The sequence below is a fragment of the Stenotrophomonas sp. 96582_Sma genome, assembly GCF_056480905.1.
The window spans coordinates 881,534-907,115 of sequence record NZ_CM151122.1 but is presented as its reverse complement, the minus strand read 5'-3'; the positions used below and the strand labels follow the sequence as shown (position 1 = coordinate 907,115).

Annotated in this window: 18 protein-coding genes; 11 read left to right on the top strand and 7 right to left on the bottom strand. The window is 66.5% G+C overall.

Annotated features, from left to right (window positions below; all coding sequences use genetic code 11):
- Nucleotides 1-107: 107 nt before the first annotated feature.
- The 3 genes from ACZK2R_RS04145 to grxC all read right to left on the bottom strand — a co-directional run bounded on the left by ACZK2R_RS04145 (nt 108) and on the right by grxC (nt 2,116).
- Complete coding sequence (locus ACZK2R_RS04145; RefSeq protein WP_180838318.1) at nt 108-1,112, bottom strand: isocitrate dehydrogenase; 1,005 nt, start codon at nt 1,110-1,112, stop codon at nt 108-110.
- Nucleotides 1,113-1,436: 324 nt separating this feature from the next.
- On the bottom strand, nt 1,437-1,829 hold the full coding sequence (locus ACZK2R_RS04140) for a carboxymuconolactone decarboxylase family protein (protein ID WP_004146041.1): 393 nt from the start codon (nt 1,827-1,829) through the stop codon (nt 1,437-1,439).
- On the bottom strand, nt 1,826-2,116 hold the full coding sequence (gene grxC, locus ACZK2R_RS04135) for a glutaredoxin 3 (RefSeq protein ID WP_049400919.1): 291 nt from the start codon (nt 2,114-2,116) through the stop codon (nt 1,826-1,828). The genes ACZK2R_RS04140 and grxC overlap by 4 nt, the downstream gene beginning before the upstream one ends.
- A gap of 142 nt (nt 2,117-2,258) precedes the next feature.
- On the opposite strand from grxC, the gene ACZK2R_RS04130 reads away from it, so the two are divergent.
- From ACZK2R_RS04130 to lpxH, 10 genes are all read left to right on the top strand, one after another.
- Nucleotides 2,259-3,905: a M48 family metalloprotease gene (locus tag ACZK2R_RS04130; RefSeq protein WP_032129079.1), complete on the top strand. Its 1,647-nt coding sequence runs from the start codon at nt 2,259-2,261 to the stop codon at nt 3,903-3,905.
- A 116-nt stretch (nt 3,906-4,021) separates the two neighbouring features.
- Nucleotides 4,022-4,711, top strand: coding sequence for a phosphate regulon transcriptional regulator PhoB (gene phoB, locus ACZK2R_RS04125; RefSeq protein ID WP_005408258.1), 690 nt, complete (start codon nt 4,022-4,024; stop codon nt 4,709-4,711).
- Nucleotides 4,712-4,817: 106 nt separating this feature from the next.
- Entirely contained in the window at nt 4,818-6,149 is a 1,332-nt protein-coding gene (gene phoR, locus ACZK2R_RS04120; protein ID WP_032129078.1) for a phosphate regulon sensor histidine kinase PhoR, read from the top strand.
- 4 nt (nt 6,150-6,153) lie between these two features.
- Nucleotides 6,154-8,241 (top strand): polyphosphate kinase 1, encoded by a 2,088-nt coding sequence (gene ppk1, locus ACZK2R_RS04115; protein ID WP_032129077.1) that lies wholly within the window; start codon nt 6,154-6,156, stop codon nt 8,239-8,241.
- 436 nt (nt 8,242-8,677) lie between these two features.
- Nucleotides 8,678-10,204, top strand: coding sequence for an exopolyphosphatase (gene ppx / locus ACZK2R_RS04110; RefSeq protein ID WP_180838316.1), 1,527 nt, complete (start codon nt 8,678-8,680; stop codon nt 10,202-10,204).
- A 306-nt stretch (nt 10,205-10,510) separates the two neighbouring features.
- A complete protein-coding gene (locus tag ACZK2R_RS04105) occupies nt 10,511-13,480 on the top strand; it encodes a TonB-dependent receptor domain-containing protein (protein ID WP_032129076.1) in 2,970 nt (989 codons plus the stop codon).
- Nucleotides 13,481-13,817: 337 nt separating this feature from the next.
- Nucleotides 13,818-16,742, top strand: coding sequence for a TonB-dependent receptor domain-containing protein (locus ACZK2R_RS04100; protein WP_180838315.1), 2,925 nt, complete (start codon nt 13,818-13,820; stop codon nt 16,740-16,742).
- A 145-nt stretch (nt 16,743-16,887) separates the two neighbouring features.
- Nucleotides 16,888-18,033, top strand: a complete 1,146-nt coding sequence (locus ACZK2R_RS04095; RefSeq protein ID WP_125895362.1) for a glycosyltransferase family 4 protein — start codon at nt 16,888-16,890, stop codon at nt 18,031-18,033.
- On the top strand, nt 18,014-18,553 hold the full coding sequence (locus ACZK2R_RS04090) for a phosphatase PAP2 family protein (RefSeq protein ID WP_180838314.1): 540 nt from the start codon (nt 18,014-18,016) through the stop codon (nt 18,551-18,553). Before ACZK2R_RS04095 ends, ACZK2R_RS04090 begins: the two co-directional genes overlap by 20 nt.
- A 67-nt stretch (nt 18,554-18,620) precedes the next feature.
- Nucleotides 18,621-19,367: a UDP-2,3-diacylglucosamine diphosphatase gene (gene lpxH / locus ACZK2R_RS04085; RefSeq protein WP_125895363.1), complete on the top strand. Its 747-nt coding sequence runs from the start codon at nt 18,621-18,623 to the stop codon at nt 19,365-19,367.
- An 87-nt stretch (nt 19,368-19,454) separates the two neighbouring features.
- Here lpxH and ACZK2R_RS04080 read toward each other — a convergent pair whose 3' ends face one another.
- Nucleotides 19,455-20,708 carry a zinc-dependent metalloprotease gene (locus ACZK2R_RS04080; RefSeq protein WP_180838313.1) on the bottom strand — a complete coding sequence of 418 codons (1,254 nt, stop codon included), beginning with the start codon at nt 20,706-20,708 and terminating at the stop codon, nt 19,455-19,457.
- Between the two features lie 225 nt (nt 20,709-20,933).
- On the opposite strand from ACZK2R_RS04080, the gene ACZK2R_RS04075 reads away from it, so the two are divergent.
- The gene (locus ACZK2R_RS04075; RefSeq protein ID WP_180838312.1) at nt 20,934-22,391 is read left to right on the top strand and encodes a DUF2235 domain-containing protein; all 1,458 of its coding nucleotides are present in this window, start codon (nt 20,934-20,936) and stop codon (nt 22,389-22,391) included.
- A gap of 67 nt (nt 22,392-22,458) precedes the next feature.
- Here ACZK2R_RS04075 and ACZK2R_RS04070 read toward each other — a convergent pair whose 3' ends face one another.
- Genes ACZK2R_RS04070 through ACZK2R_RS04060 form a run of 3 tightly spaced genes read right to left on the bottom strand, consistent with a single transcriptional unit; the run spans nt 22,459 to nt 25,569 of the window.
- Nucleotides 22,459-23,283 carry a ferritin-like domain-containing protein gene (locus ACZK2R_RS04070; protein WP_180838311.1) on the bottom strand — a complete coding sequence of 275 codons (825 nt, stop codon included), beginning with the start codon at nt 23,281-23,283 and terminating at the stop codon, nt 22,459-22,461.
- Between the two features lie 9 nt (nt 23,284-23,292).
- Complete coding sequence (gene purF / locus ACZK2R_RS04065) at nt 23,293-24,759, bottom strand: amidophosphoribosyltransferase (RefSeq protein WP_032129068.1); 1,467 nt, start codon at nt 24,757-24,759, stop codon at nt 23,293-23,295.
- Nucleotides 24,760-24,789: 30 nt separating this feature from the next.
- The gene (locus ACZK2R_RS04060) at nt 24,790-25,569 is read right to left on the bottom strand and encodes a CvpA family protein (RefSeq protein WP_049400926.1); all 780 of its coding nucleotides are present in this window, start codon (nt 25,567-25,569) and stop codon (nt 24,790-24,792) included.
- Nucleotides 25,570-25,582 lie beyond the last annotated feature (13 nt).

Below are 25,582 nucleotides of genomic sequence, written 5' to 3'. Positions count from 1 at the left end.
GCCGCAGTTGAAAACGCAGACGGGCCGTACAAGGACGGCCCGTCTTCAACGCATGCAGGCCCGGACTGGGCATCGCCGAGACGATCTCCAGCCGGAACGACGGCCGCTTACAGGCGGCTGGCGATGGCCTGGGCAAAGCCCATGGTGGTGCCGGTGCCGCCCAGGTCGCCGGTCAGCGAATCCTTGGCTTCCATGGTCGCCACGATGGCCTTGCGCAGGCGCTCGGCATTTTCCGGCTGGCCGACATGGTCCAGCATCTGCGCGGCTGCCAGCAGCAGCGCGCACGGATTGGCCTTGCCCTGGCCAGCGATGTCCGGCGCGGTGCCGTGCACGGCTTCGAAGATCGCCGCGTCCTTGCCGATGTTGGCACCCGGGGCCAGGCCCAGGCCGCCGACGAGGCCGGCGCACAGGTCGGAGATGATGTCTCCGAACAGGTTGGTGGTGACGATCACGTCGAACTGTTCCGGACGCATCACCAGCTGCATGCAGCAGTTGTCGACGATCATTTCCTGGAATTCGATGTCCGGGTACTGCGCAGCCACTTCACGGGCGACATTCAGGAACAGGCCCGAGGTCGACTTGATGATGTTGGCCTTGTGTACGGCGGTGACCTTCTTGCGGCCGGTGCTCTTGGCCAGCTCGAAGGCGTAGCGCACGATGCGCTCGGAGCCCTTGCGGGTGATGCGGGTGCCGGAGAAGGCGGTCTCGCCGTCGGCCGACACTTCCTGGCCTTCGGCCAGGTAGGCACCTTCGGTATTCTCACGCACGGTGATCAGGTCGACGTTGTCGAAACGCGACTTGGTGTTCGGGAAGGTGTGGGCCGGACGCACATTGGCGTACAGGTCGAAGTGACGGCGCAGGCTGACGTTGATCGAGGTGAAGCCACCACCGACCGGGGTGGTCAGCGGGCTCTTCAGCGCGACCTTGTTGCGCGCGATCGATTCCAGGGTCACCGCCGGCATCAGGTCGCCGTGCTTTTCCAGGGCCACCAGGCCGGCGTCGGCGTCTTCGTACTCCAGGCCAGTCTTGAGCTGGTCGAGCACGAACAGGGTGGCGTCCATGATTTCCGGGCCAATGCCGTCGCCGCGGATGACCGTAATTTTCTGCGTCATTGATCGATGTTCCGAACAGGGGGAAAAACGCCGTCCGGACGTGCCCGGAAACGCCGGCGCAAAGGAAGTTTCACCGGCAATTATGCCTGAGCCGGGGCCGAGGTCCCAAATAGACCATGGTCCCAGTGCCCGGCTCAGGCAGAATTGCCCGCGCATCCCACCATATCCCCGCGCCTGTCGGCGCGCCCCCTTGAACAACAAGGGGGCTCCTGGGCTGTGGGATCACGGGGAAGGCGCCCCGCACGTCCGGTAGTGCCGGCCGCTGGCCGGCAACCTCGGCCATGTGGGGTTCACGGAATGCCGGCCAGCGGCCGGCACTACCCTTTAGTGCGCGTGCGCTTCGGGGGCGGCGGCGCCGCCTTCGAGCTGGTCGAGGAAGTCGACCGCGCGGCGCAGGTGCGGGATCACGATCGAGCCGCCGACCACCAGGCCGACCGAGAAGGTCTCGAAGAACTCTTCTCGGGTCACCCCGGCGTCCTTGCACTGGGCCACGTGGTAGCTGATGCAGTCGTCGCAGCGCAGCACCATCGAGGCCACCAGGCCCAGCAGTTCCTTGGTCTTCACATCCAGCGCGCCGGCCTGGTAGGTCTGCGTGTCCAGCGCGAAGAAGCGGCGCACCACCTGGTTCGGCTCGCCCAGGATCCGCTCGTTCATGCGCTTGCGGAAGTCGGTGAACTCGGCGATGCGGTCCTTGCTGCCGTCGTCGGCCGCGCTCATGCCTGGCCCTGCCCGGCCAGCAGCGGCTCGAGCTTGCCTTCACGGTGCAGGGCCATCATGTCGTCGTAGCCGCCCACGTGGACGTCGCCGACGAAGATCTGCGGCACGCTGGTACGGCGGGTCAGTGCCATCATCTTCTCGCGCTCGACCGGGTCCAGGTCGATGCGGACCTCGGTCCACTGCTGGCCCTTGCTCTTCAGGAAGTTCTTGGCGGCCACGCAGTACGGGCAGACGGCGGTGGAATAGATGGTGATGGCGGGGGCACCGCCGGCGGTCTGGGCTGTCACGGGAAACTCCACGATGGATCGACGGTCTACATATGGTACCGGTGCGCTGGAATTTCCACGCCACGGCCGCAACACTGTGGATTAACGAATGGTTGCCCCCCACCCTGCCACGCTTGGCGCGCCCTGCCCGAGGACCCACTGCTTGCGAGCCCTGCTGCTGACTACCGCCGTCACCCTGGCCCTGGCCATGCCGCTCGCCCAGGCCCAGGAGAAGCTGCCCGACATCGGCTCCTCGGCCGGCGAGCTGCTGACCCCGGCCCGCCAGGCCGAGTACGGCGCGATGATGCTGCGCGAGCTGCGCAACTACGGCTACCTGCTGGATGACCCGCTGGTCAACGACTGGCTGCAGACCATGGGTACCCGGCTCGGCTCCAACAGCGACCAGCCTCGCCAGCCCTACACGTTCTTCGTGATGAAGGACCGCCAGATCAACGCCTTCGCCACGCTGGGCGGCTACATCGGGGTCAATGCCGGCCTGGTGCTGACCGCCGAGCGCGAGGACGAGGTCGCGGCGGTGCTGTCGCACGAAATCGCGCACGTCACCCAGCAGCACGTGCTGCGCGGGGTCGAGCGTGCCCAGCGCGACCAGATCCCGATCCTGCTCGGCATGCTGGCGGCGGTGGTGGCCGCACAGGCCAGCAACAGCACGTCGTCCGGCAACGCGACCATGGCCGCGATCAGCTCGGGCATGGGCCTGATGCAGCAGCGCCAGATCAACTACACCCGCTCCAACGAATCCGAGGCCGATCGCCTCGGCATCCGCACGCTGTCGCGCAGCGGTTACGACGTGGACGCCATGGCCGGCTTCTTCGAGCGGATGGCATCGGCGATGCGCGGCAACGAGGGTGGCTACAGCGTGCCCGAGTTCCTGCGCACCCATCCGGTCAACATCACCCGCATCAGCGAGGCGAAGGCCCGCGCCGACCAGATGAAGAAGGACACGGTGCTGCTGACCACCAGCACCCCCAGCGGCGAGCGCAGGGAGCGCGTGGACCCGGCCGATCCCAGCCTGGCCGAACCTCTGTTGCGCGGAACCAACCCGCTGCTGCCCAGCAGCGTGCTGCGCATCCCGATGGGCCAGCTCAGCCGCGGCGCCAGTGGCGACTTCGACTGGGCCCGCGAGCGCCTGCGCGTGCTCAGCGCGGATTCCACCCCCGAGCTGGAACGCGAGTATGCCGATCTGGCCAAGCGTCAGAAGGACGGCCTCAACGATGCCCAGCGCTATGGCCAGGCGCTGGCGGTGATGCGCAGCGGTCGCGCTGGCGCCACCCAGGCCCGGCAGACCCTGGCAGGCCTGCTGCAGACCCGCCCGGACAACCTGTGGCTGGCTCTGGGGCTGGGCGAGGCCGAATCGCGTGCAGGCCAGACCGCCCAGGCCAACAGCCGCTTCGAGCAGTTGCTGCGTCAGCACCCCAACAGCCGTCCGGTGGCGCTGACCTATGCCGAGATCCTGAACGAACAGGGCAGCCGCGAGGCGGGCCAGCGCGCGCAGGCCATGCTGCGGCCCCTGCTGTCGCAAAGCGGTAACGATCCGGTCTTCCAGCAGCGGTACGCCCGCGCAAGCGAGTTGGCCGGCGACAGCGTGCGTGCCAGCGAGGCCTACGCCGAGGCGGCCTTCCTCAGCGGCCGGCCGGAACAGTCGCTGATGCAGCTGCAGGCGCTCAAGCGCAACCCGGCGCTGGACTACGTAGGCCGGGCGCGGGTGGATGCGCGCATCGAGGCGATCACCCCCACCGTGCTGGAGCTGCGCCGGCAGGGCGTGCAGGACCCGGACCTGGACCGCCGCTGAGCGCTGCATGACCGGCCGATGGCAATCCCGAACGGTTCCGGCCAGGTAGTCACAAACATGTCATCAAACCGTAGTCTACTGGCACCACTCCAGTAACCGAGCCCTACGGTGTCCTCGTGCAGAAACGCATCCTGATCGTCGATGACGAGCCCGCGATCCGTGAAATGGTCGCCTTCGCCCTGCGCAAGGGCGATTACGAACCGGTCCACGCCGGCGACGCCCGTGAGGCCCAGACCGCCATCGCCGACCGCGTCCCCGACCTGATCCTGCTGGACTGGATGCTGCCCGGCACCAGCGGCCTGGACCTGGCCCGGCGCTGGCGCAAGGAAACCCTGACCCGCGAAGTGCCGATCATCATGCTGACCGCCCGCGGCGAAGAGAACGACCGCGTGGGTGGCCTTGAAGCCGGCGTCGACGACTATGTGGTCAAGCCGTTCTCGGCGCGCGAACTGCTGGCCCGCATCCGTGCGGTGATGCGCCGCGCCCGCGAGGACGACGAGGACGGCAGCGTGGCGGTCGGCCCGATCCGCATCGACGGCGCCGCCCATCGCGTGTTCGCCAACGACCAGCCGGTGCCGATCGGCCCGACCGAATACCGCCTGCTGCACTTCTTCATGACCCACCCGGAGCGCGTCTATACCCGCGCCCAGCTGCTGGACCATGTGTGGGGCGGCAGCGTGTACGTGGAGGAGCGCACCATCGACGTGCACATCCGCCGCCTGCGCAAGACGCTGGAACCGTTCAACGCCGAAAACATGGTGCAGACCGTGCGCGGCGCCGGCTACCGCTTCTCCACTGCTACCTGAGCCTCGTCGTGCCGGCACCGCGCACCTGCGGGTGCCGGCGCCGGCAACTCTGCTATAACCCTCGGTTCACCCCAGTGAACCGCCGCACCTCAACGACGAGATCGCAATGCCCCGCCACATCCGCTCTGCCTGGTTGAAGACCCTGGCCACCGTTGCCGCGGTACTGCTGTTCGCCGGACTGGTGGGGTGGTTCACGGGCCATCTGTGGTTGTGCATCGCGTTGGGCGCGCTGGCCACGCTGGCATGGCATTACTGGCGCCTGCGCAGCGTGCTGCGGCGGCTGACCGCGCGCCAGCGATGGGATACCGCCGAAGAAGGCACCGGCGTCTGGAACGAGCTGGACCGCCTGCTGTACCGCAACCAGGTGGAAATGCGCGTGCGCAAGCGCCGCCTGCTGGACATGCTGCGCAGCTATCGCGCTGCGGCCGCCGCACTTCCCGATGCGGTGGTGGTGCTGGACCGCAACAGCCAGCGCGTGCAGTGGTTCAACGAAGCGGCCACCGCCCTGCTCGGCCTGCATCACCCCGGCGACCTCGGCGAAGCCCTGGTTGAACGCCTGCAGCCGATGCCGCTGGCGCACTGGCTGGCCGGCGGCCGCAACGCCGAACCGATCCTCGACGTGCCTTCGCCGGTCGATCCGGCGATCCGCCTGAACCTGCGCCTGATTCCCTATTCGTCGGATTACTGGCTGCTGATCGCCCGCGACGTCAGCAAGCTGCTGCGCCTGGAACAGGTGCGCCGCGATTTCGTGGCCAACGTTTCACACGAACTGCGCACGCCGCTCACCGTGGTGCACGGCTACCTGGACATGATGGACCCGGAGGACTTCCCGGGAACCGGACCGATGCTGGAAGAAATGCGCAAGCAGAGCCAGCGCATGGCCCAGCTGGTGGAAGACCTGCTGACCCTGTCGCGCCTCGAATCGCAGGAACACAGCGAGGAAGAGACCGTGGCCATGCAGCCGATGCTGGCGACGCTGCGCCGCGAAGCCGAAGCGCACAGCCAGGGCCGCCACCAGATCAGCATCGACGACCTGGCCGGCGTTGACCTGCAGGGCTCGACCAAGGAACTGCACAGCGCCTTCTCCAACCTGGTCACCAATGCGGTGCGCTATACGCCGGCCGGTGGCCGCATCGCCGTGGAGTTCCGCCGCGAAGGCGACGGTGCCGTGCTGGCGGTGCGCGATTCCGGCTATGGCATCCCGGCCTCCCACCTGCCGCGCCTGACCGAACGTTTCTACCGTGTCTCCAGCAGCCGCTCCCGCGAAAGCGGCGGTACCGGCCTGGGCCTGTCCATCGTCAAGCACATCCTCGGCCTGCACCACGCACGGCTGGAGATTGAAAGCGAAGTCGGCAAGGGCTCGGTGTTCTCCTGCCATTTCGATGCCGACCACGTGCGCCCGCGCGAGTCCGCCCCCCTGACCTCCATCGAAGAATGACGCCATGAGCAGCCTCGGATCCCTCCCCCTCCCCGTGAGCCCGGACAACGATCCGTTGCGCGACCCGGCGCTGTACATCAACCGCGAGCTGTCGCAGCTGGATTTCAACTTCCGCGTGCTGGCCCAGGCGATGGACCCGCAGGTGCCGCTGCTGGAGCGCCTGCGCTTCATGTGCATCTCCTGCACCAACCTCGACGAGTTCTTCGAGATCCGCGCCGCCGCCGTACGCCACGCGCAGGAATTCGGCCTGCCGCCGGCGCCGGACGGGATGAGCCCGCAGGCCATCCTCAACGCCATCCATGACCGCGCCGCGGAACTGGTGGACCAGCAGTACCGCTGCTGGAACGAGACGCTGCGCCCGGCGCTGATGGACGCCGGCATCGGCGTGCTCGGCCGCCATTCCTGGACCGATCGCCAGAAGCGCTGGCTGCGTGCGTACTTCCGCAACGAGATCATGCCGGTGCTGTCACCGCTGGGCCTGGACCCGGTGCACCCGTTCCCGAAGATCCTCAACAAGTCGCTGAACATCGTGGTGGTGCTGAAGGGCACCGACGCGTTCGGCCGCGCCGGCCACCTGGCCATCGTGCGTGCGCCGCGCTCGCTGCCGCGCATCATCCAGCTGCCGGAAAAACTCGGCGGTCCGCAGAACTTCGTGTTCCTGTCGTCGGTGCTGTCGACCTTCGTCGATGAGCTGTTCCCGGGCATGGAAGTCCAGGGGGCCTACCAGTTCCGCGTCACCCGCAATTCCGAGCTGGTGGTGGACGAGGAGGAAGTGGAGAACCTGGCGCTGGCGCTGCGCGATGAACTGGTCGACCGCGGCTACCGGCCGGCGGTGCGCCTGGAGATCGCGCAGGACATGCCACGCGACATCGTGCGCACCCTGCTGCAGAACTTCGGCCTGACCGAGAACGCGGTGTACCGCATCGACGGCCCGGTCAACCTCAACCGCATCATCCAGCTGTACGACCTGATCGCACAGCCGGACCTGAAGTACCCGCCGATGACCCCGCGCACGCTGCGCGACAGCGACGGCATCTTCGAGACAGTGGCGCGCCACGACCTGCTGCTGCATCACCCGTTCGATGCCTTCACCGCCGTGCTGGACCTGATCCGGCAGGCGGCGGTCGATCCCAACGTGCTGGCGATCAAGCAGACCCTGTACCGCACCGGCAAGGATTCGCTGATTGTCGATGCACTGATCCAGGCCGCACGCAACGGCAAGGACGTGACCGTGGTGGTCGAACTGCGCGCCCGCTTCGACGAGGAAGCCAACCTCGGCCTGGCTGATCGCCTGCAGGAGGCCGGCGTGCAGGTGGTGTATGGCGTGGTCGGCTACAAGACCCACGCCAAGATGCTGCTGATCGTGCGCCGCGAGGGCCGCAAGCTGCGCCGCTATGTGCACCTTGGTACCGGCAACTACCACAGCGGTACCGCCCGTGCGTACACCGACATCAGCCTGATCACCGCCGATGCGGACATCGGCAACGATGTGCACCTGCTGTTCCAGCAGCTGTCCGGGCTGGCCTCGAAGATGAAGCTCAAGCGCCTGCTGCAGTCGCCCTTCACCCTGCACACCGGCATCCTCGGCCGCATCGAGCGCGAGACGCGCATCGCCGCCGCCGGCCGCCCGGCGCGGATCATCGCCAAGATGAACGCCCTGAACGAACCGCAGGTGGTGCGCGCGCTGTACGCCGCCTCGCAGGCCGGCGTGCAGATCGACCTGATCATCCGCGGCGCCTGCACCCTGCGCCCGGGTGTGCCGGGCATCTCGGACAACATCCGCGTGCGCTCGATCGTCGGCCGCTTCCTGGAGCACAGCCGCGTCTACTGGTTCGGCAACGACGGCGCACCGGAGATGTACTGCGCCAGCGCCGACTGGCTGGAACGCAACCTGCTGCGCCGGGTCGAGACCTGCTTTCCGATCCTCGACCCGGAGCTGGCCAAGCGGGTCTACCGCGAGGTCCTGCAGAACTACCTGGACGACAACCTCAACGCCTGGGAACTGGATGCCGACGGCATCTACCACAAGCGTGCGCCCGCCCACGACGAGGCACCGCATTCTGCGCAGATGGCACTGATGCAGGGTCTGTAACCCGGTGTGTCGACCAAGGTCGACACCTACCAGGAGCGGTAGGCACCGATTTGGGGCTGGATAGGATCAGTGCCGACCAACGGTCGGCACCCACCATCAGATCGCAGAAATCTGTCGAAGGCGGGGTGGGTCCGGTTGAGGGGGCGTGAGCGCCATGGATGGCGCGACCGAAGCTACATGGGTGAGGGCGCTTTGTTTGCGAAGCACCGCTTCGCAAGCGCCCGAACGCCCAGCCGCCAGCGGCTGGGCCGGGCCCCGGAGGGGGACTTGCAGCGTCCCCCTCGACCGGACCTACCCCGCCATCCCACGGATAGCCAGCTCTTGACGTTGACGTTGCCTCTGCAGGTGCAGGGCGCAGCCCAGCCGCACTCCCCTCTTCCAAAATGTGAAGGTCGCGCGGTGACGAGCACACCGCCCCTTCGGCTAACATTCGTCCATGCCGCACACCACCACGACTCCGCCCGCATTGCAGGATGGCGACCTGCTGGCCGCCATCGACCTTGGCTCCAATAGTTTCCACATGGTCATCGCGCGCTACACGCTCGGCCAGCTGCGGGTAATCGACCGCCTGCGCGAGACGGTGCGCATGGCCGACGGCCTGGATGGCAAAGGGGGACTCTCCTCCGCTGCCCGGCAGCGCGCGCTGGAATGCCTGGCCCGCTTCGGCCAGCGCATCCGCAATGTACCGCCGCACCGGGTGCGCGCACTGGCCACCAACACCGTGCGCCAGCTGCGTTCACCGCAGTCGTTCCTGGTTCCCGCCGAAACCGCGCTCGGGCACGCCATCGAAGTGGTCAGCGGCCGCGAAGAAGCGCGCCTGATCTACCTGGGCGTGGCCCATGCACAACCGCCCAAGCCCGGCCAGCGCCGGCTGGTCATCGACATCGGCGGCGGCTCCACCGAATTCATCATCGGCATGGGCATGCAGACCCTGGAGCGCGAAAGCCTGCAGGCCGGCTGCATTGCCAGCACCCGGCGTTTCTTCCCCGGCGGCAAGCTGAGCAAGAAGCGCTGGAAGGACGCGCTGGCCGAGATCGGTCGCGAGTTCCAGCCCTTCGCCAGCAAGTACCGCGCGCTGGGCTGGCAGGAAGCGCTGGGTTCTTCGGGCACGCACAAGGCGATCAGCGAGATCTGCGCGACGATGAAGCTGAGCAAGGGCGCGATTACCGCCGAGGCCCTGCCGCAACTGCGCGACGAACTGCTGAAGGCCAAGAAGATCGACGACATCCAGTTGCCGGGACTGTCCAGCGACCGCCGCCCGATCATTGCCGGCGGCATCCTGGTGCTGGAGGCCGCCTTCCAGGCACTGGGCCTGCAGAAGCTGCTGGTCAGCAAGGCCGCGATGCGCGAAGGCATCCTCTACGACATCGTCGGCCGCGCTGGCGAGAACGATCTGCGCGATGAATCGGTGTCCGCGCTCAGCCAGCGCTACGGCATCGATACCGTGCAGGCCGACCGTGTGCAGGACACCGCGCTGTCACTGCTGGAACAGGTGCAGGAACGCTGGCGGCTCGATGCCGACGACGCGCGCATGCTCGGCTGGGCCGCGCGCCTGCACGAGCTGGGCCTGATGATCGCGCACAGCGGCTACCACGTGCATGGCAGCTACGTGCTGGAACACTCAGATATCGCCGGCTTCTCGCGGCAGGAACAGCAGATGCTGGCCGCGCTGGTGCGCAGCCATCGCCGCAGCGTGACCAAGGCCGCCTTCGACGCCCTGCCCGAGCGCCTGCTGCTGACCGCTCGCCGGCTGGCCGCCCTGCTGCGCCTGGCGGTGCTGCTCAATCGTGCCCATGAGGACGATCCACTGCCGGCGTTGGAACTGACCGCCGACGACAACCGCCTGTCGTTGATCGTGCCGCAGGCCTTCATTGATGCCCGGCCACTGCTGCGCGCCGATCTGATCGGCGAGACCGACGGCATCGCCGGGCTGGGCATCCAGTTCCGGCCCTTCGTAGCCTGAGGCTCACGCTTTCCCGCGAGGGAAAGAAGGTCACACACCGTTACGGTTCGCGCATGCGCCCCCGGTTGACCTGCTGCGACGCAGCAGATCAAGTCGGGGGAGCGCATTCAGCGTTACAGCTAAGCGACTGCTTTTGTTGAGCTTTCGTGAAATCTGACGATGAAGCCTGGTACAAATCGACACGACCTCTTTACACAGCATTAACCAACGAGACTACTATCGGGTCATCGGTCCGCTTGTGGGCGGCCGATTTCTTCGACGCCCCTTTTGGCGTCCCTGCACGACCTGAGAGAGAGAGAGCTCGTCATGACTTCACGTACCACCCCCCTGGGGCAGGCCATCCGCTACGCCCTGGCAACCACTGCGACGCTGGCCGCCCTGCCTGCGTTCGCCCAGAGTGGCAGCACCGCCGCGCCGACCACCCTGGATCGCATCGAGATCACTGGCTCGCGCATCCGCCAGGTGGACGTGGAGACCGCTCAGCCGGTCCTGGCACTGAGCCGGTTGGACATCGAGCGCCAGGGCTTCAGCTCGGTGGCCGACATCCTGCAGAACGTGACCGCCATGGGCAGCCCGGCGATCAGCCGTGCAAACGCACTGAGCTCGGGCGAAAACACCGGCGGCACCTACATCGACATGCGCAACCTGGGCGCGCAGCGCACCCTGGTGCTGGTCAACGGCAAGCGCCTGGGCATCAGCACCTCGGGCCTGCAGGACGTGTCCTCGCTGCCGGTGTCGGCGGTGGAGCGTATCGAAGTGCTGAAGGATGGCGCGTCGGCCATCTACGGTTCCGATGCGATGGCCGGCGTGGTCAACATCATCACCCGTTCCAACGTCAACGGTGTGACCGCCAACGTCTACCACGGCCAGTACAGCGAAGGTGACGGCGCGCGCGACCGCTTCGACGTGGTGGGTGGCTGGAGCAATGACCGCGTGTCGCTGACCCTGGCACTGGAACACTCCGAAGAAAAGAGCGTCTGGGCCAAGGACCGCTGGTTCAGCAAGTACGGCGTGAGCGACCGCCACCCGAACGATGCCTCCAACTGGACCACGCTGAGCCAGTGGGGCCAGGTCACCGGCCTGAAGGGCGGCCCGGGCTGCACCAACACCAAGGACGGCTGCGGCTACTCGCTCAACCGTGGTGCTGACCCGACCAACCCGGCCAACTACCACCTGACCGATGCGACCCCGTTCACCGGCGACGTCAGCAACGCCAACGAACAGATGCACGTCATGTATCCGCTCAAGCGTGATTCGGTGTACTTCGACGGTCGCTTCAAGATCACCGACCAGGTCAACCTGCGCACCGAATTCGGCTACAACAAGCGTTCGGCCGAGCGCCAGATTGCAGGCTACCCCCTGCAGTCCAGCTCGGTGTCCATCTCGGGCGACCCGACCGCCACCGGCCTGATGTCCAAGGACAGCTACTTCAATCCGTTCGGCAACCAGCACGGCTATGCCAAGCCTACCGACGTGGCCTGGAACCGCCGCACCTGGGAAATCCCGCGTGTGAGCACCAGCGAACTGAAGACCTACCGTGCGGTAGTGTCGCTGGATGGCAGCTTCGAGATCGGCCAGCGCTACTTCGACTGGGACGTGGGCTACCAGTACAACCGCAACGAGCTGACCGCTACCGCCACCGGCAACCTGCACAAGAAGCGCGTGCGCGATGCTGTGGGTCCGTCGTTCCTGGATCCGGCCACCGGCAAGGTGATGTGTGGCCGTCCGGGCGCGGTGATCAGCGGCTGCACGCCGTGGAACCCGCTGGTGCCCTACGGCAAGAACGATCCGAACGGGCTGACCGGCAATGAAGAACTGATGGCCTGGCTGTTCCCTGCGGAACGCACCACCGGCCGCACCACCACCAAGAACGCGTTCGCCAACCTGTCCGGCAGCATCATGACCCTGCCGGCCGGCGACCTGGGCTTCGCTTTCGGCGTGGAAAGCCGCAAGGAAGATGGCCGCTACACCCCCGATGCCCTGGCCCAGACCGGCGCCACCACCAACCTGGCCGCAGGCCCGACCGGTGGCAGCTACAACGTGAAGGAAGCCTACCTGGAGCTCAGCGTGCCGGTGCTGGCCGACCTGCCCGGTGCGCGTGAGCTGAGCTTCAGTGCCGCCACCCGTTACTCCAAGTACAACACCTTCGGCAACACGCTCAACAGCAAGTTCGGCTTCAAGTGGAAGCCGATCGACCAGCTGCTGGTCCGTGGTACCTGGGCAGAAGGCTTCCGCGCCCCGACCATCAACGACCTGTACGGTGGTGGTTCGGAGACCTTCGCGCAGTTCAGCGATCCGTGCGACACCGTGTTCGGCTCGGCCAAGGGCAGTGCTGAAGTCCGCGCGCGATGCGCACGTGACATCGCCGATGCCGGCAACTTCCGCCAGCTGAAGCAGGGCAACACCCCGGTGACCACGGCGCAGGATGCGACCCCAACGCCGTTCGTGTCCGGTTCGAACCCGCTGCTGGTTCCGGAAACCTCGACCAGCAAGACGCTGGGCCTGGTGTGGAGCCCGACCTTCCTCAGCAACCTCAACGTGGCACTGGACTGGTGGAAGATCCGCATCGACAACACCATCGTCGGTGACAGCCCGAACCAGATCCTGAGGGACTGCTACGAGCAGGGCATCGAATCGCGCTGCAGCCGCTTCAGCCGTGACCCGTCCAACGGCATCGTCACCGGCCTGAAGTTCGGCAACCGCAATGCCGGCTTTGCCGAGACCGAAGGTTACGACCTGGATGTCAGCTACCGCGTCGACACCAGCTACGGCAAGCTGAGCGCAGGCTGGACCAGCACCTATGTGAGCAAGAACGTCTACCGCTCCACCAACGATGTCCGCGAAGCGATCACGCCGATCAACGGCGTTGCCAACACCATCGGCACCGCCACCAGCCTTGCGTTCCGCGTGCGCTCGAACCTGGTGCTGGGCTGGGATGTGGGTGACTTCGGCGTCAGCTGGACGGCACGCTACTACTCCGGTGTGAAGGAGCGCTGCCTCAACGCCTCGCGTTATGCGGACGAATGCTCCGATCCGACCTTCCTGGCTCCGTGGCTGAAGTCGCCGACCGCGTACAACGAGCGCGGTGCCGTGACCTTCCACGACGTGCAGTTCCGCTACAACCTGCCGTGGGATGCCACCGTTTCGGTGGGCGCGAACAATGTGTTCGGCAAGGAAGCGCCGGTGATGTACAGCAAGCCGAACTCGTCGTTCTCCTACTACGGTGGCTACGACATCGGTCGTTTCATGTACATGAAGTACCAGCAGCGCTTCTGATCCATCCGCGCTGTTGAAGCTCGACGACCACGGCCCTTCGGGGCCGTGGTTTTTTTCTGCCTCCGCGCAGACTGTCGCTTTCCACATTGACCGTGATGCGTTCAATCAGGGACACGGTCCTCTGCGCTGCGTCCGCCGCGATGCCACAGGTTGGAGCAATCGATTGATTTGCTTCCGCTTTGTGCAGAAGCGTCACGGCCGTCTGCAGCGCTTTCGTCGCTTGCCCATACGTCTCCCCATCCATCTTCACTAGGTTCGAACATCCACCGCCGCGGTGGAGTTGACGCAGCCCCGCTTGGCTGTGTTCCGAAGACTTCGAAGACTGAGAGAGAGACCCATGACCATCCGTATTCCCGAGCTCGGGTTGGCGATCCGTCGTGCACTGGCGATGACGGCCACCACCGCACTGGCCCTCCCCGCATTCGCCCAGCACGCACCGGAAGCCACCACGCTGGACCGTATCGAGATCACCGGTTCGCGCATCCGCCAGGTCGACCTGGAAACCGCGCAGCCGGTGCTGACCATCAGCCGCGCCGACATCGAGCGGCAGGGCTTCAATTCCGTTGCCGACATCCTGCAGAACCTGACCGCAACCGGCAGCCCGGCCTTGAGCCGTGCCAGCCCGCTCAGTGCGGGCGAGGCCGCAGGCGGCAGCTACGTGGACATGCGCGGCCTCGGTGCACAGCGCACCCTGGTGCTGGTCAACGGCAAGCGCCTGGGCATGACCACTTCGGGTTACCAGGATATATCCAGCATTCCCGCCGCTGCCGTGGAACGCATGGAAGTGCTGAAGGACGGCGCCTCGGCCATCTACGGTTCCGACGCGATGGCCGGCGTGGTCAACATCATCACCCGGCGCAACGTCCAGGGCGTGACCGCCAACGTCTACCACGGGCAGTTCAGCGAAGGCGATGGTGCCCGCACCCAGTACGACGTGGTTGCCGGCTGGTCGAATGACCGCGCTTCGATCAGTGTCGCCGCCGAGCATGTCGAAGAAAAGGGCGTTTGGGCGAAGGACCGCGGCTTCAGCGCCTACACCTATACCGATCGTCATCCGGACGATGGCTGGACCACGGTCGGGCAGTGGGGGCGCATCGTCGGCTTCAAGGGCCCGGGCTGCAGCAGCGCCCGTGGCTGCAGCTATTCGCTCGATCGCGGCAGCCAGCCGGGCGGGCCGGACAGCTTCCACCTCAGTGACAACACACCGTTCACCGGTGATGTCAGCAACAGCAATGAACAGATGCACGTGCAGACGCCGATCAAGCGCGATTCGCTCTTCGTCGATGCACGCATGGATCTGAACGACCAGATCCGCTTCAACACCCAGCTGGCCTACAACCGACGCACCACCACGCGCCAGATTGCCGGCTATCCGTTCCAGTCCGGTGCGGCCGGCATCACGCCGATGTCCGCCGACAGCTGGTTCAATCCGTTCGGCCGCCACCACGGCTATGAACGCCCAAGCGACGTGCACTGGAACCGCCGCACCTGGGAGATTCCACGCATCAGCACCAGCGAACTGACCACCTGGCAGGGTATTGCAGCGTTTGAAGGCAGCTTCCAGTTCGCCGGTCGCGACTTCGATTGGGAAGCCGGCTACCAGTACAACCGCAGCGAGCTGGAGCAGCGTGCCACCGGCGACCTGCACAAGCAGCGCGTTGCCGATTCCACCGGTCCTTCGTTCTACAACCCGGCCACCGGCAAGGTGGAATGCGGTACACCGGATGCACCGATTGCCGGCTGCAAGCCCTGGAATCCACTGGTGCCGTATGGCCAGGAGGACCCGTACGGCCTGACCGGCAATGGCGAACTGCAGGACTGGCTGTTCCCCGAGGAACTCACCCGTGGCCGCAACACCACCCGCAACCTGTTCGCCAGCCTCAGTGGCGGCCTTGCCACGCTGCCCGCCGGGGAACTGGGCTTCGCCCTGGGTGTGGAGAGCCGCCGCGAGGAGGGTCGCTTCATTCCCGACGCGCTGGCCCAGACCGGCGCCACCACCAACCTGGCGGCGGGCCCGACCGGCGGTGGCTACCGTGTCGACGAGGCCTATCTGGAGCTGAGCGTGCCGGTGCTGAGCGACCTCCCCGGTGCACGCCAGCTGACCCTGGACATGGCAACGCGCTACTCGGACTACACCACCTTCGGCGGAACCCTCAACAGCAAGTTCGGCATCTCGTGGAAGCCGATCGACCAGTTGCTGGTCCGTGGCACCTGGGCCCAGGGTTTCCGTGCGCCGACCATCTCGAATCTGTACGGCGGCGGCTCGCAGACCTTCACCACCGGCTTCCGTGACCCCTGCGATACGGTCTATGGCGCCGCCGCCAGCAGCCCGGAGGTACGTGCACGTTGCGCCGCCGACATCGCCAACGCGGACAGCTACCGCCAGCTCGGCCAGGGCAACGAGCCGATCACCGGCAGCAGCGGGCAGACGCCCCTGCCCTTCACCAACGGCTCCAATCCCGACCTGAAGCCGGAAACCTCGACCAGCCGCACGCTGGGGCTGGTCTGGAGCCCGACGTTTGCCGAAGGACTGAACATTGCGTTGGACTGGTGGAAGATCCGCATCGACAACACCATCGTCGCCGACCATCCCAACGACATCCTCCGCGACTGCTACGAACTGGGCATCGCCGAGCGCTGCGGCAGTTTCACCCGCGACCCGGAACTGGGCATCGTCAACACGCTCAACTATGGCAGCCGCAACAGCGGGTTCCGCCAGGCCGAAGGCTATGACCTGGAGATCGGCCACAAGATCGAAACGTCCTGGGGCACGCTGAGCGCCGACTGGAAGACCACCTATGTGGTCGCCGCGGAAGAACGGACCACCAACGAGGCGGATGCGCCGCCCATTCCCAGCAATGGCATCGCCAGCAACGGCGGCATCGGCTTCCGTGTGCGCTCCAACGCATCGTTGGGCTGGGAGCGTGGCAACCTCGGCCTTAACTGGGGCCTGCGCTATTTCTCCGCGGTCAAGGAGCGTTGCCTGGATGCAGCCACGTATCCGGGTGAGTGCTCGCACCCGGGCCAGCGCGCGCCGTGGTTCAGTGGCAGCCGTGACTACAACCGTCGCGGATCGGTCACCTTCCACGACGTGCAGGCGCGCTACAACCTGCCATGGGATGCGACCGTCTCGATCGGTGCCAACAATGTGTTCGGCCGCCAGGGACCGGCCATGTACAGCCAGCCGAGCGCCAACTTCTCCTACTACGGTGGCTTCGACATTGGTCGTTTCATCTACATGAAATACCAGCAGCGCTTCTGATCCACCGCGCCCCCTGCACGACCGCCACGGCCCTTCGGGGCCGTGGCTTCGTACAGGGACCTGACCACCGTCATCCCGTGGTCGCAAAGCGGTCATATCGGCTACATCGCCAGGCCCGAGCATGCCGGAAACCCGGAGGCCCGCCATGCGCTATGCCATCGTCACCGAGACCTACCCGCCGGAAGTGAACGGCGTTGCCCTCACCGTGCAGGGCCTGGAGCAGGGACTGCGCAATTCCGGCCATGACATCGACCTGATCCGGCCACGCCAGACCAGCGAAGCACTGGACTCGGCACCGGGCACGCTGCTGGTGCCGGGCGCCGCACTGCCGCGCTACCCCGGCCTGCGCTTCGGCCTGCCTGCACCGATCCGGCTCAACCGTCACTGGCAGCAGCAGCGTCCCGATGCGGTCTACATCGCCACCGAAGGCCCGCTGGGCTGGTCGGCGCTGCGCACCGCGCGCCGCCTTGGCATTCCGGTCGCCAGTGGTTTCCATACCCGCTTCGACGAGTACCTGCCCGACTACGGCGTGGCCTGGCTGCAGGCTGCCGCGATGCGCTGGATGCGCCGGTTCCACAACCAGGCCGATGCAACCCTGGTGCCCACCCGCGAGCTGCAGCAGTTCCTCGGTGAACAGGGCTTCGAACGCGTGCGCCTGCTGGCACGCGCGGTCGACAGCCAGCAGTTCGATCCGGGCCGGCGCGACCCGGCGCTGCGCGAGGAATGGGGCGTGGACGGCAACGGCCTGGTCGCGATCCATGTCGGCCGCATCGCTGCGGAAAAAAACCTTGGCCTGGCGGTGAGAGCCTTCCGCCGCCTGCAGCAGATCCGGCCCAAAGCCCGCTTCGTCTGGGTGGGTGATGGTCCGGCCCGCGAAAAACTGGCACATGAAAACCCCGATTTCATTTTCTGCGGCATCCAGCGCGGCGAATCCCTGGCACGGCATTTCGCAAGCGGTGACCTGTTCCTGTTCCCCAGCCGCAGCGAGACCTTTGGCAACGTGACCCTGGAAAGCATGGCCAGCGGCCTGGCCACCGTCGCTTTCGACTACGGTGCGGCCCGCGAATACCTGCGTGATGGCGAGAACGGTGCGGCCGTGGAAAACGATGAGCAGTTCATCGAGGCAGCTGTGCAGCTGGCCGCCGATGATGCACGGCGCCGCGAATTCGGCAGCAGCGCCGCGCGTGCGATGAAGCGCCTGCATCCACAGCAGGTGGTTGCCGAATTCGATGCCCTGCTGGCCGAGCTGGCCCAGTCGCGGAGGAGCGGCCATGCGCACCACGCCGCTTGAGCTGCTGGCCGGCCGCGAGGCGCGGCTCTGCCGCCGGGCCAACCACTACTGCCGGCGTCGCCGCGTGCGTCGCCTGTTCTCGGTCATCAGCCGGCTCGGCGATGGCGTGTTCTGGTACGTGCTGATGGGCGCGCTGGTGGCGGTGGACGGCTTCGACGGACTGCGTGCATCGGTGCACATGGCCGCCACCGGCCTGGCCGCCCTGCTGCTCTACAAGGGCCTCAAGCGCTGGACACGGCGCCCCCGCCCGTATGCGGCCGATCTGCGCATCCGTGCCTGGGTGGCGCCGCTGGACGAGTTCAGCTTCCCCTCCGGGCACACCCTGCACGCAGTGTCGTTCACCATCGTCGCGCTGGCCTACTACCCGTGGCTGGCGCCGCTGCTGGTGCCGTTCACCTTCGGCGTCGCGCTGTCGCGGGTGGTGCTGGGCCTGCACTACCCGTCCGATGTACTGGCCGCCACCGGCATTGCCATCCTGCTGGCATCGGCCAGCCTGGCTTGGTTGCCGCTGCCGGTGTAGCCCCCGGGGTCAGATCCCTTCGGTAGCGCCGGGCCATGCCCGGCGGTGGATGCCCTAGAATGCCTGCATGACCACGTTGTTCATTTCCGACCTGCACCTGGACCCCAGCCGTCCGGAGATCACCGACCTGTTCCTGCGCTTCCTGCGCGAGCAGGCGCCCGGCGCCGATGCGCTGTACATCCTCGGCGACCTGTTCGAAGCCTGGATCGGCGACGACACCCCCTCGCCCGCCGCCGATGCGGTGGCCGATGCGTTGAAGGTGCTGACCGACAGCGGCGTGCCTGCATACTTCATCCGAGGCAACCGCGATTTCCTGCTCGGCGAGGACTACGCACGCCGCGCCGGCCTGCGCATCCTGCCCGACCCGTGCGTGATCGAGCTGTACGGCCGCCCGGTGCTGCTGCAGCACGGCGACCTGCTGTGCACCGATGACATCCCCTACCAGCAGTTCCGTGCACAGACGCGCGACCCGGTGTTCCAAGCGCAGTTCCTGTCGCAGCCGCTGGCCGCACGCATCGCCTTCGCGCAGAAGGCCCGGGAAACCAGCCAGGCCCGCCAGTCGGAAATGAAGCAGGATGATCGTGCGCAGTTCGAGTCGGTAACCGACGTGTCACCCGCCGAAGTCGATGCCACCTTCGTGCGCCATGGCGTGGACACCATGATCCACGGCCACACCCATCGCCCGGCGGTGCACACGCTGCAGGCCGGTGGCCGCGCCTGCAACCGCATCGTGCTGGGTGACTGGTACGAACAGGGATCGGTGCTGCGCGTGGATGCCGGCGGCTGGTCGCTGGATACGCTCGCGCGCGAATGATGGATCGCGGGGTGCCAACCAAGGTTGGCATCTACCAGGGCAGGTGAACGCACCCGGGTAGACGCCGACCTCGGTCGGCGGTTGGCCTCAGCGGAAGGCCGCGATGGTGGCCTTGGTATTGACCAGCACGCGCTGGTTGTCGGCGGTGCTGGCATTGCCCATCGGGATGCCGTTGTAGTTGATGTTCGGGTTGGACCAGTAGTTCAGGCGCGGGCAGCCGGCCGAGCAGTCATAAGCCATGATCGTGCGCCAGCGCGAACCGGAGGACGGCTCGTAGCGATAGCCGTGCCCATAGGCATAGGGCGACGTGCTGGGATCACTGGCGATATCGTGCCGCGCACTCTGCAGGTGGCCGATCTCATGCGCGAAGGAGTAATAGCCGGTCGCGCAATCCCAGTACACCGCCGCGAACGCCGTCGATGCCGTCGAACCGATGCCCGAGGCCAACCCGCAGTAGCTCGTGTTGTTGATCAGCAGCACGCCGACATCGGCCGCAGTGTTGTTGCGGCTGGTGTGGATGCTGTCCATGTAGCCGTCGCTGGTGTTGCGGAAGCGGGTCAGGTCGGTGGTGAAGTTGCCGGATTCGGTGTAGCTGGTGGTTTCATAGCCGGCCAGCTGCAGGGTGATGCCCACGTTGCTGTTGACGTAGCCCTGGTTGGATTCGGCCACCGCCAGCTGCACCAGCGACTGCATGTTGCCGCCATAGGCCGTTACCGCTGCATTGGTTGCCACCACCAGCACGCGGATGGTGGCCGGGGTACCGGACGAGGCCTGCGCGATGCCGATGCGGTCATTGTTGCCCATCGGGATTTTCGGCAGCTGGTTGTAGTCGGCCGGATGGTCGGCCGGCATCCGCGATTCATCCACTTCCACCAGTACATGCCGGTTGCCCAGTGGGCGCAGGCGATACAGCTTGCCGTCCTTGCGGATCGAACCGGTGAGGGTGTTGCCCGAACGCACCAGGATCACTGAATTACCAGGATCATCCTGGCCATTCGAAGTGGCGGCAGTCAGCCGATCGGACGGCGAGCGCAACTGGCCGTACCAGATGCTGCCGCCATCGGGCAGGGCTTCCATCTTGCTGCGCACCGCCTGCACGCGCTGGCCAAGCAGTTCGAACTCCAGCTGCGGCTGCGCAGTGGCAGCAGCGTCGACACGCACTTCCTGTACCGTCGCGGTGGACGGGGTGGCCAGCAGCTTGCCCAGCGCGGGCTCACTGTTTGCCGATGCGCGGCTGATGACCGTCACCGGCTCGAACAACGGTGCCGCATGCGCGGCCGCTGCCACCGACAAACCCAACACCAGGCCACCTGCCGCTTTGCCAATCGATCTGGACAACATTGCGTCGCTCCTTGAATGATGTGAACAGCGTTGATGCAGCACGCCCGGGTCTACCGGGTCTGGCCATCTGGCCTGCGCGGGTCGTGTGAATTCAATAGAAGATGGGAATGAAAATCAGGAACTGTGATCGACCGCATCTGCGTTAAGTAAGGTCAAAAGCGTCACTACACTTCGCCAATACACCGCTTTCGCGCTACCGTGACGCAGCCACGACGGGGAATGCACATGGCACCATCGCAGGACACGGACGAAGATGTCGGCTTGCTGCGGATCGGCCTGTTCTTCGATGGCACCCGCAACAACGCACACAACCTGGCACGCGGTCGCCCACAGGTTCCGCAGCCACGCCCGGCGCAGCTGCGCGCGGATGATGATTCGACCTACCAGAGCCGGCTGACCAGCAGCTACGACAACGGCCTGACCAACATCGCGCGCCTGCAGCAGCTGTATCCGGACAGCCGCCGCGATGCGATGGCCGCGCCTTCGCTGTCGATCTATGTCGAGGGCGTGGGGACCCGCGATGATGCCGATGACGATCTGATCGGACTGGCCTTCGGCATCGGTGCCAGTGGCGTTCGCGCGAAAGTGCAGCGCGCGCTGCAGGTGCTGCTGCCGGCGGCACTGGCCGAGCTGTCCGCGCGCTGGCAGCGACCGCTGCGTGGCGTGCAGCTGGATCTGTTCGGCTATTCGCGCGGTGCTGCCGCGGCACGTGATATCGCAAACCAGCTGCAGGCCTGGGACAGCGCGCGCTGGCGCCAGCTGCTGCAGGGCGCCGGCCTGCCCTGCACTGCGGACTTCGCCGCCGTCACGCCGGTGCTGCGCTTCATCGGACTGTTCGACACCGTGGTTGCAGTCAATGGTGGCCGCGCCGATCAACACCCGCAGCTCGCCCTGCGCAGTGGCATCGCGGCACACGTCGTGCAACTGGCCGCGCGTGACGAGCATCGCCAACACTATCCATTGACCAGCGTCGCGCCAACGTTCACCGAGATCGCCCTGCCCGGCGTGCACGCCAACATCGGCGGTGGCTACAACCAGCTGGAAGAAGGGCCCAAGCTGCTCAGCCGTCCGCGCCGGCAGCAGCTGCGCCGCCCAGCGGTTTCCGACTACCAGGTCCCTCCACTGGCGTTGCTGCAGGCCACCACGGCCTACGCCGAAACGCAGGCCGACGCCGAACGCTGGCGGCAGCAGCTGGGCGTGGGTGAAAAGGAGATCTGGGTGGATGTCTGGCACCAGTGGCAGCAGCAGCGTCGCGCCGGCAGCCGCAGCGTGCTGTTGTCGCCGGTGCTGTATGTGACCGCCGCGGTGGTGCTGCGTCGGCGCATCGACTGGCGTTACCAGCTGATCGCACTGCAGGTGATGCAGCAGCAGGCCATCGATGCTGGCGTGCAATGGACCGCCAATGCCGCTGGAGTTCCCGGCTGGGAGCTGCCGTCCGCCCTGCAGCCGATTGCACGCCGACTGGTGGCCGGACAGCCGCTGACGCAGACACAGGAGGCGCTGCTGCGACGGCGTTACCTGATGCAGTCGGCGCACTGGAACTTCGATGCACTGGGCGACACCGCACTGACCTACGCCGCCGATGCCGGCGTCAGCGAACTGCCGTACCGGCCGGGTCCCGGCCTGTTCTACATCAACCGGCCAACGGTGGATGGCAAGCGCGTGGTGTTGCCGAACGCATGAAAAAAGGGACGGAGGGGATTAAGTCGTTTGTGCCACAAACGACTTAATCCCCTCCGTCCCCTTTTCTTCAACCGGCCTGTTCAATCAGGTTGGCCAACTCATCCGCATCGAACCCGGCCAGCAGGCGCGCTTCGATGTTGAATGGCCCATGCAGGTAGCCGCCGGCGTACTCCACCAGCAGTTCCTTGAAGCGCGCACGCGGCTCGACAGCGGCGCGGTCGCAGTACCAGCGGTACCAGCGCGAACCGGCAGCGACGTGCGCCACTTCCTCGCGCAGGATCACTTCCAGCACATCGGCGGTTTCGCCATCGCCGACATTGCGCAGCTTCCCGATCATGCCGGGCGTTACGTCCAGGCCGCGCGCCTCCAGCACGCGTGGCACCAGTGCCATGCGTGCCAGGCCGTCATGGGCGGTCTTTTCGCACATTTCCCACAGGCCGTTGTGCGCTGGGAAATCGGCATAGTCGTGGCCATGCACCTGCAGGCGTTCGCGCAACAGCATGAAGTGCCGCGATTCGTCGTCGGCACAGCTGACCCAGTCGGCATGGAACGCCGGCGGCAGGCCACGGAAGCGGTATACCGCATCCCAGGCCAGGTCGATCGCGTTGAGTTCGATATGGGCGATGGCGTGGATGAAGGCGGCACGCCCTTCCACTCCGCCCAGTCCACGCCGCGGCACTTCACGCGGATGCACCAGCACCAGCTGCGGCGGCCGGCCGGGCATGCGGATCGGCTCTGGCGGTAGCGCGTCGGCCGCCACCTTCAGGCGGCCAGCACGGAACGCGGCGGCATAGGCCTGGGTCAGCGCCACCTTGCGCAGCGGGTCGGCTTCGGCCAGGCACTGCTGCGCAGCGCGCAGCAGGTCGCCACCAACGTCGGGTACATCGACCACGCCTGGACCTCAGGCGCGGCGCTTGTGCTTGGCGTCGTCCGAACGCAGTTGCTGGATGCGCTCGAAGTAGCCCGGCTCGATACCCGTCGGGTAGTGGCCGTTGAAGCAGGACGAATCGAAGTTGCGCAGCGCCGGGTTGCCCTCGCTCACCGCCGCTTCCATGTCTTCCAGGTCCTGGTAGATCAGCCAGTCGCAGCCCAGGTGGGCTTCGATCTCTTCCACGGTGCGGTTGTGCGCGACCAGCTCTTCGGCCGCCGGCATGTCGATGCCGTAGATGTTCGGGTAGCGCACCGGCGGTGCCGCGCTGGCCAGGTAGACCTTGCGCGCGCCCGCATCACGGGCCATCTGCACGATCTGCTGGCTGGTGGTGCCGCGCACGATCGAATCGTCCACCAGCAGCACCACGCGGTTGCGGAACTCCAGGTGGATCGGGTTGAGCTTGCGGCGCACCGACTTCACGCGTTCGCCCTGGCCCGGCATGATGAAGGTGCGGCCGATGTAGCGGTTCTTGATGAAGCCTTCGCGGTACTTCACCCCGAGCACGTTGGAGATCTCCAGCGCGGCATCGCGCGAGGTATCCGGGATCGGGATGATGGTGTCGATGTCGTGGTCCGGGCGCAGGCGCAGGATCTTCTCGCCCAGCTTGATGCCCATGCGCATGCGCGCCTTGTGCACCGAGACGTTGTCGATCATCGAATCCGGGCGCGCGAAGTACACGTATTCGAAGATGCACGGGGTGTGCTCGGCCGGCTCGGCGCAGATTTCCGAGAACAGCTCGCCACGCGCGGTGATCACCAGCGCTTCGCCCGGCTGCACGTCGCGCACGCGCTGGAAGCCCAGCACGTCCAGCGCGGCCGACTCGGAGGCGACGATGTACTCGTCACCTTCGGCGTGGCTGCGCTTGCCCAGTACCAGCGGCCGGATGCCATGCGGATCGCGGAAGGCGACCAGGCCCAGGCCCAGCACCACGCTGACCACCGCATAGCCACCCTTGCAGCGGCGGTGCACGCCGGCCACCGCGCGGATCGCGGCTTCCGGGCTGAGCTGGCGCTGCTGCTCCAGTTCATAGGCGAACACGTTCAGCAGCACTTCGCTGTCCGAATCGGTGTTGACGTTGCGGCGGTCCTGTTCGAACACCTGCTGGCGCAGCGCTTCGGTGTTGATCAGGTTGCCGTTGTGGGCCAGCGCGATGCCGTACGGCGAATTGACGTAGAACGGCTGTGCCTCGTCCATGCCTTCCGAACCGGCGGTCGGGTAGCGCACATGGGCGATGCCGACGCTGCCTTCCAGGGTGGACATGGTGCGGGCATCGAACACATCGCGGACCAGGCCGGTGGCCTTCTGCACGCGCAGGCGGCTGCCGCTGGCGGTGGCGATGCCCGCCGCATCCTGGCCACGGTGCTGGAGAACGGTCAAGCCGTCATACAACTGCCCGGCGACGTTCTGGTTGCCGACGATTCCGACGATGCCACACATGGTGCGAGGTCTCCGCTGGGCTGTGCCCAGTTACAAGGAAGGTGGCCGTACCTGGCCGCGGTGGTCGCCGCGCGCGCGGTCGACGTTGGCCGGATCGCCCGGCTCGATACTGTCCGGCAGTGCAGGAGCGTCCGGGCGCACTTCGGCCGGATCGTAGGAATCGCCCTGTTCCGCTTTCGCAGGCCGCAGCCATCCGCTGCCTGCCACTACCTGGTTGAGGATGCCATTATCGCCTGCCGCGCCCGGCTTTCCCAACCCGGCGCCTGCGTTCTTGCCCAACTCCATCAATGCAGATGGGGACAGCGCGTCGGTCGGCAAGGCCTTGGGCAGCAGATCGGCCCCGGGAACCTCCCAGTGCGGCAGTTTGCTGTTCATCCAGGCCACGGTCGGGTTCAGCAACGGACGCACCGCCGAGCGCTGCCAGGAGGGTTCGGCGGTCAGCGGGGTGAAGCTGCCCAGCAGCAGCAGGACCGCGGCGATCAGGCCGCCTCGCACCGCGCCCAGCACCCCGCCCAGCAGGCGGTCCAGGCTGGTCAGCATGCTGCGGTGGACCAGGGCCTTGATGACCATGCCGATCACCGCGACCACGATCATCACGCCGATGCCGACCCCCAGGTAGCCACCGACGAAGTGCTCGCCTCCGGGGGCCGCCGGCGCGGCCCACCAGTGGGCCGCGTCATTACCGAAGGCGAAGGCCGCCCACGCGGCCAGCAGCCACGACAGGGTGCCGATGACGATTCCGACGAAGCCGCGCAGCATCCCCAGCAGGGTCGAGGCGGCGATCACGATCAGCAGCACCACGTCGATCATGGCGCCCCGCTCC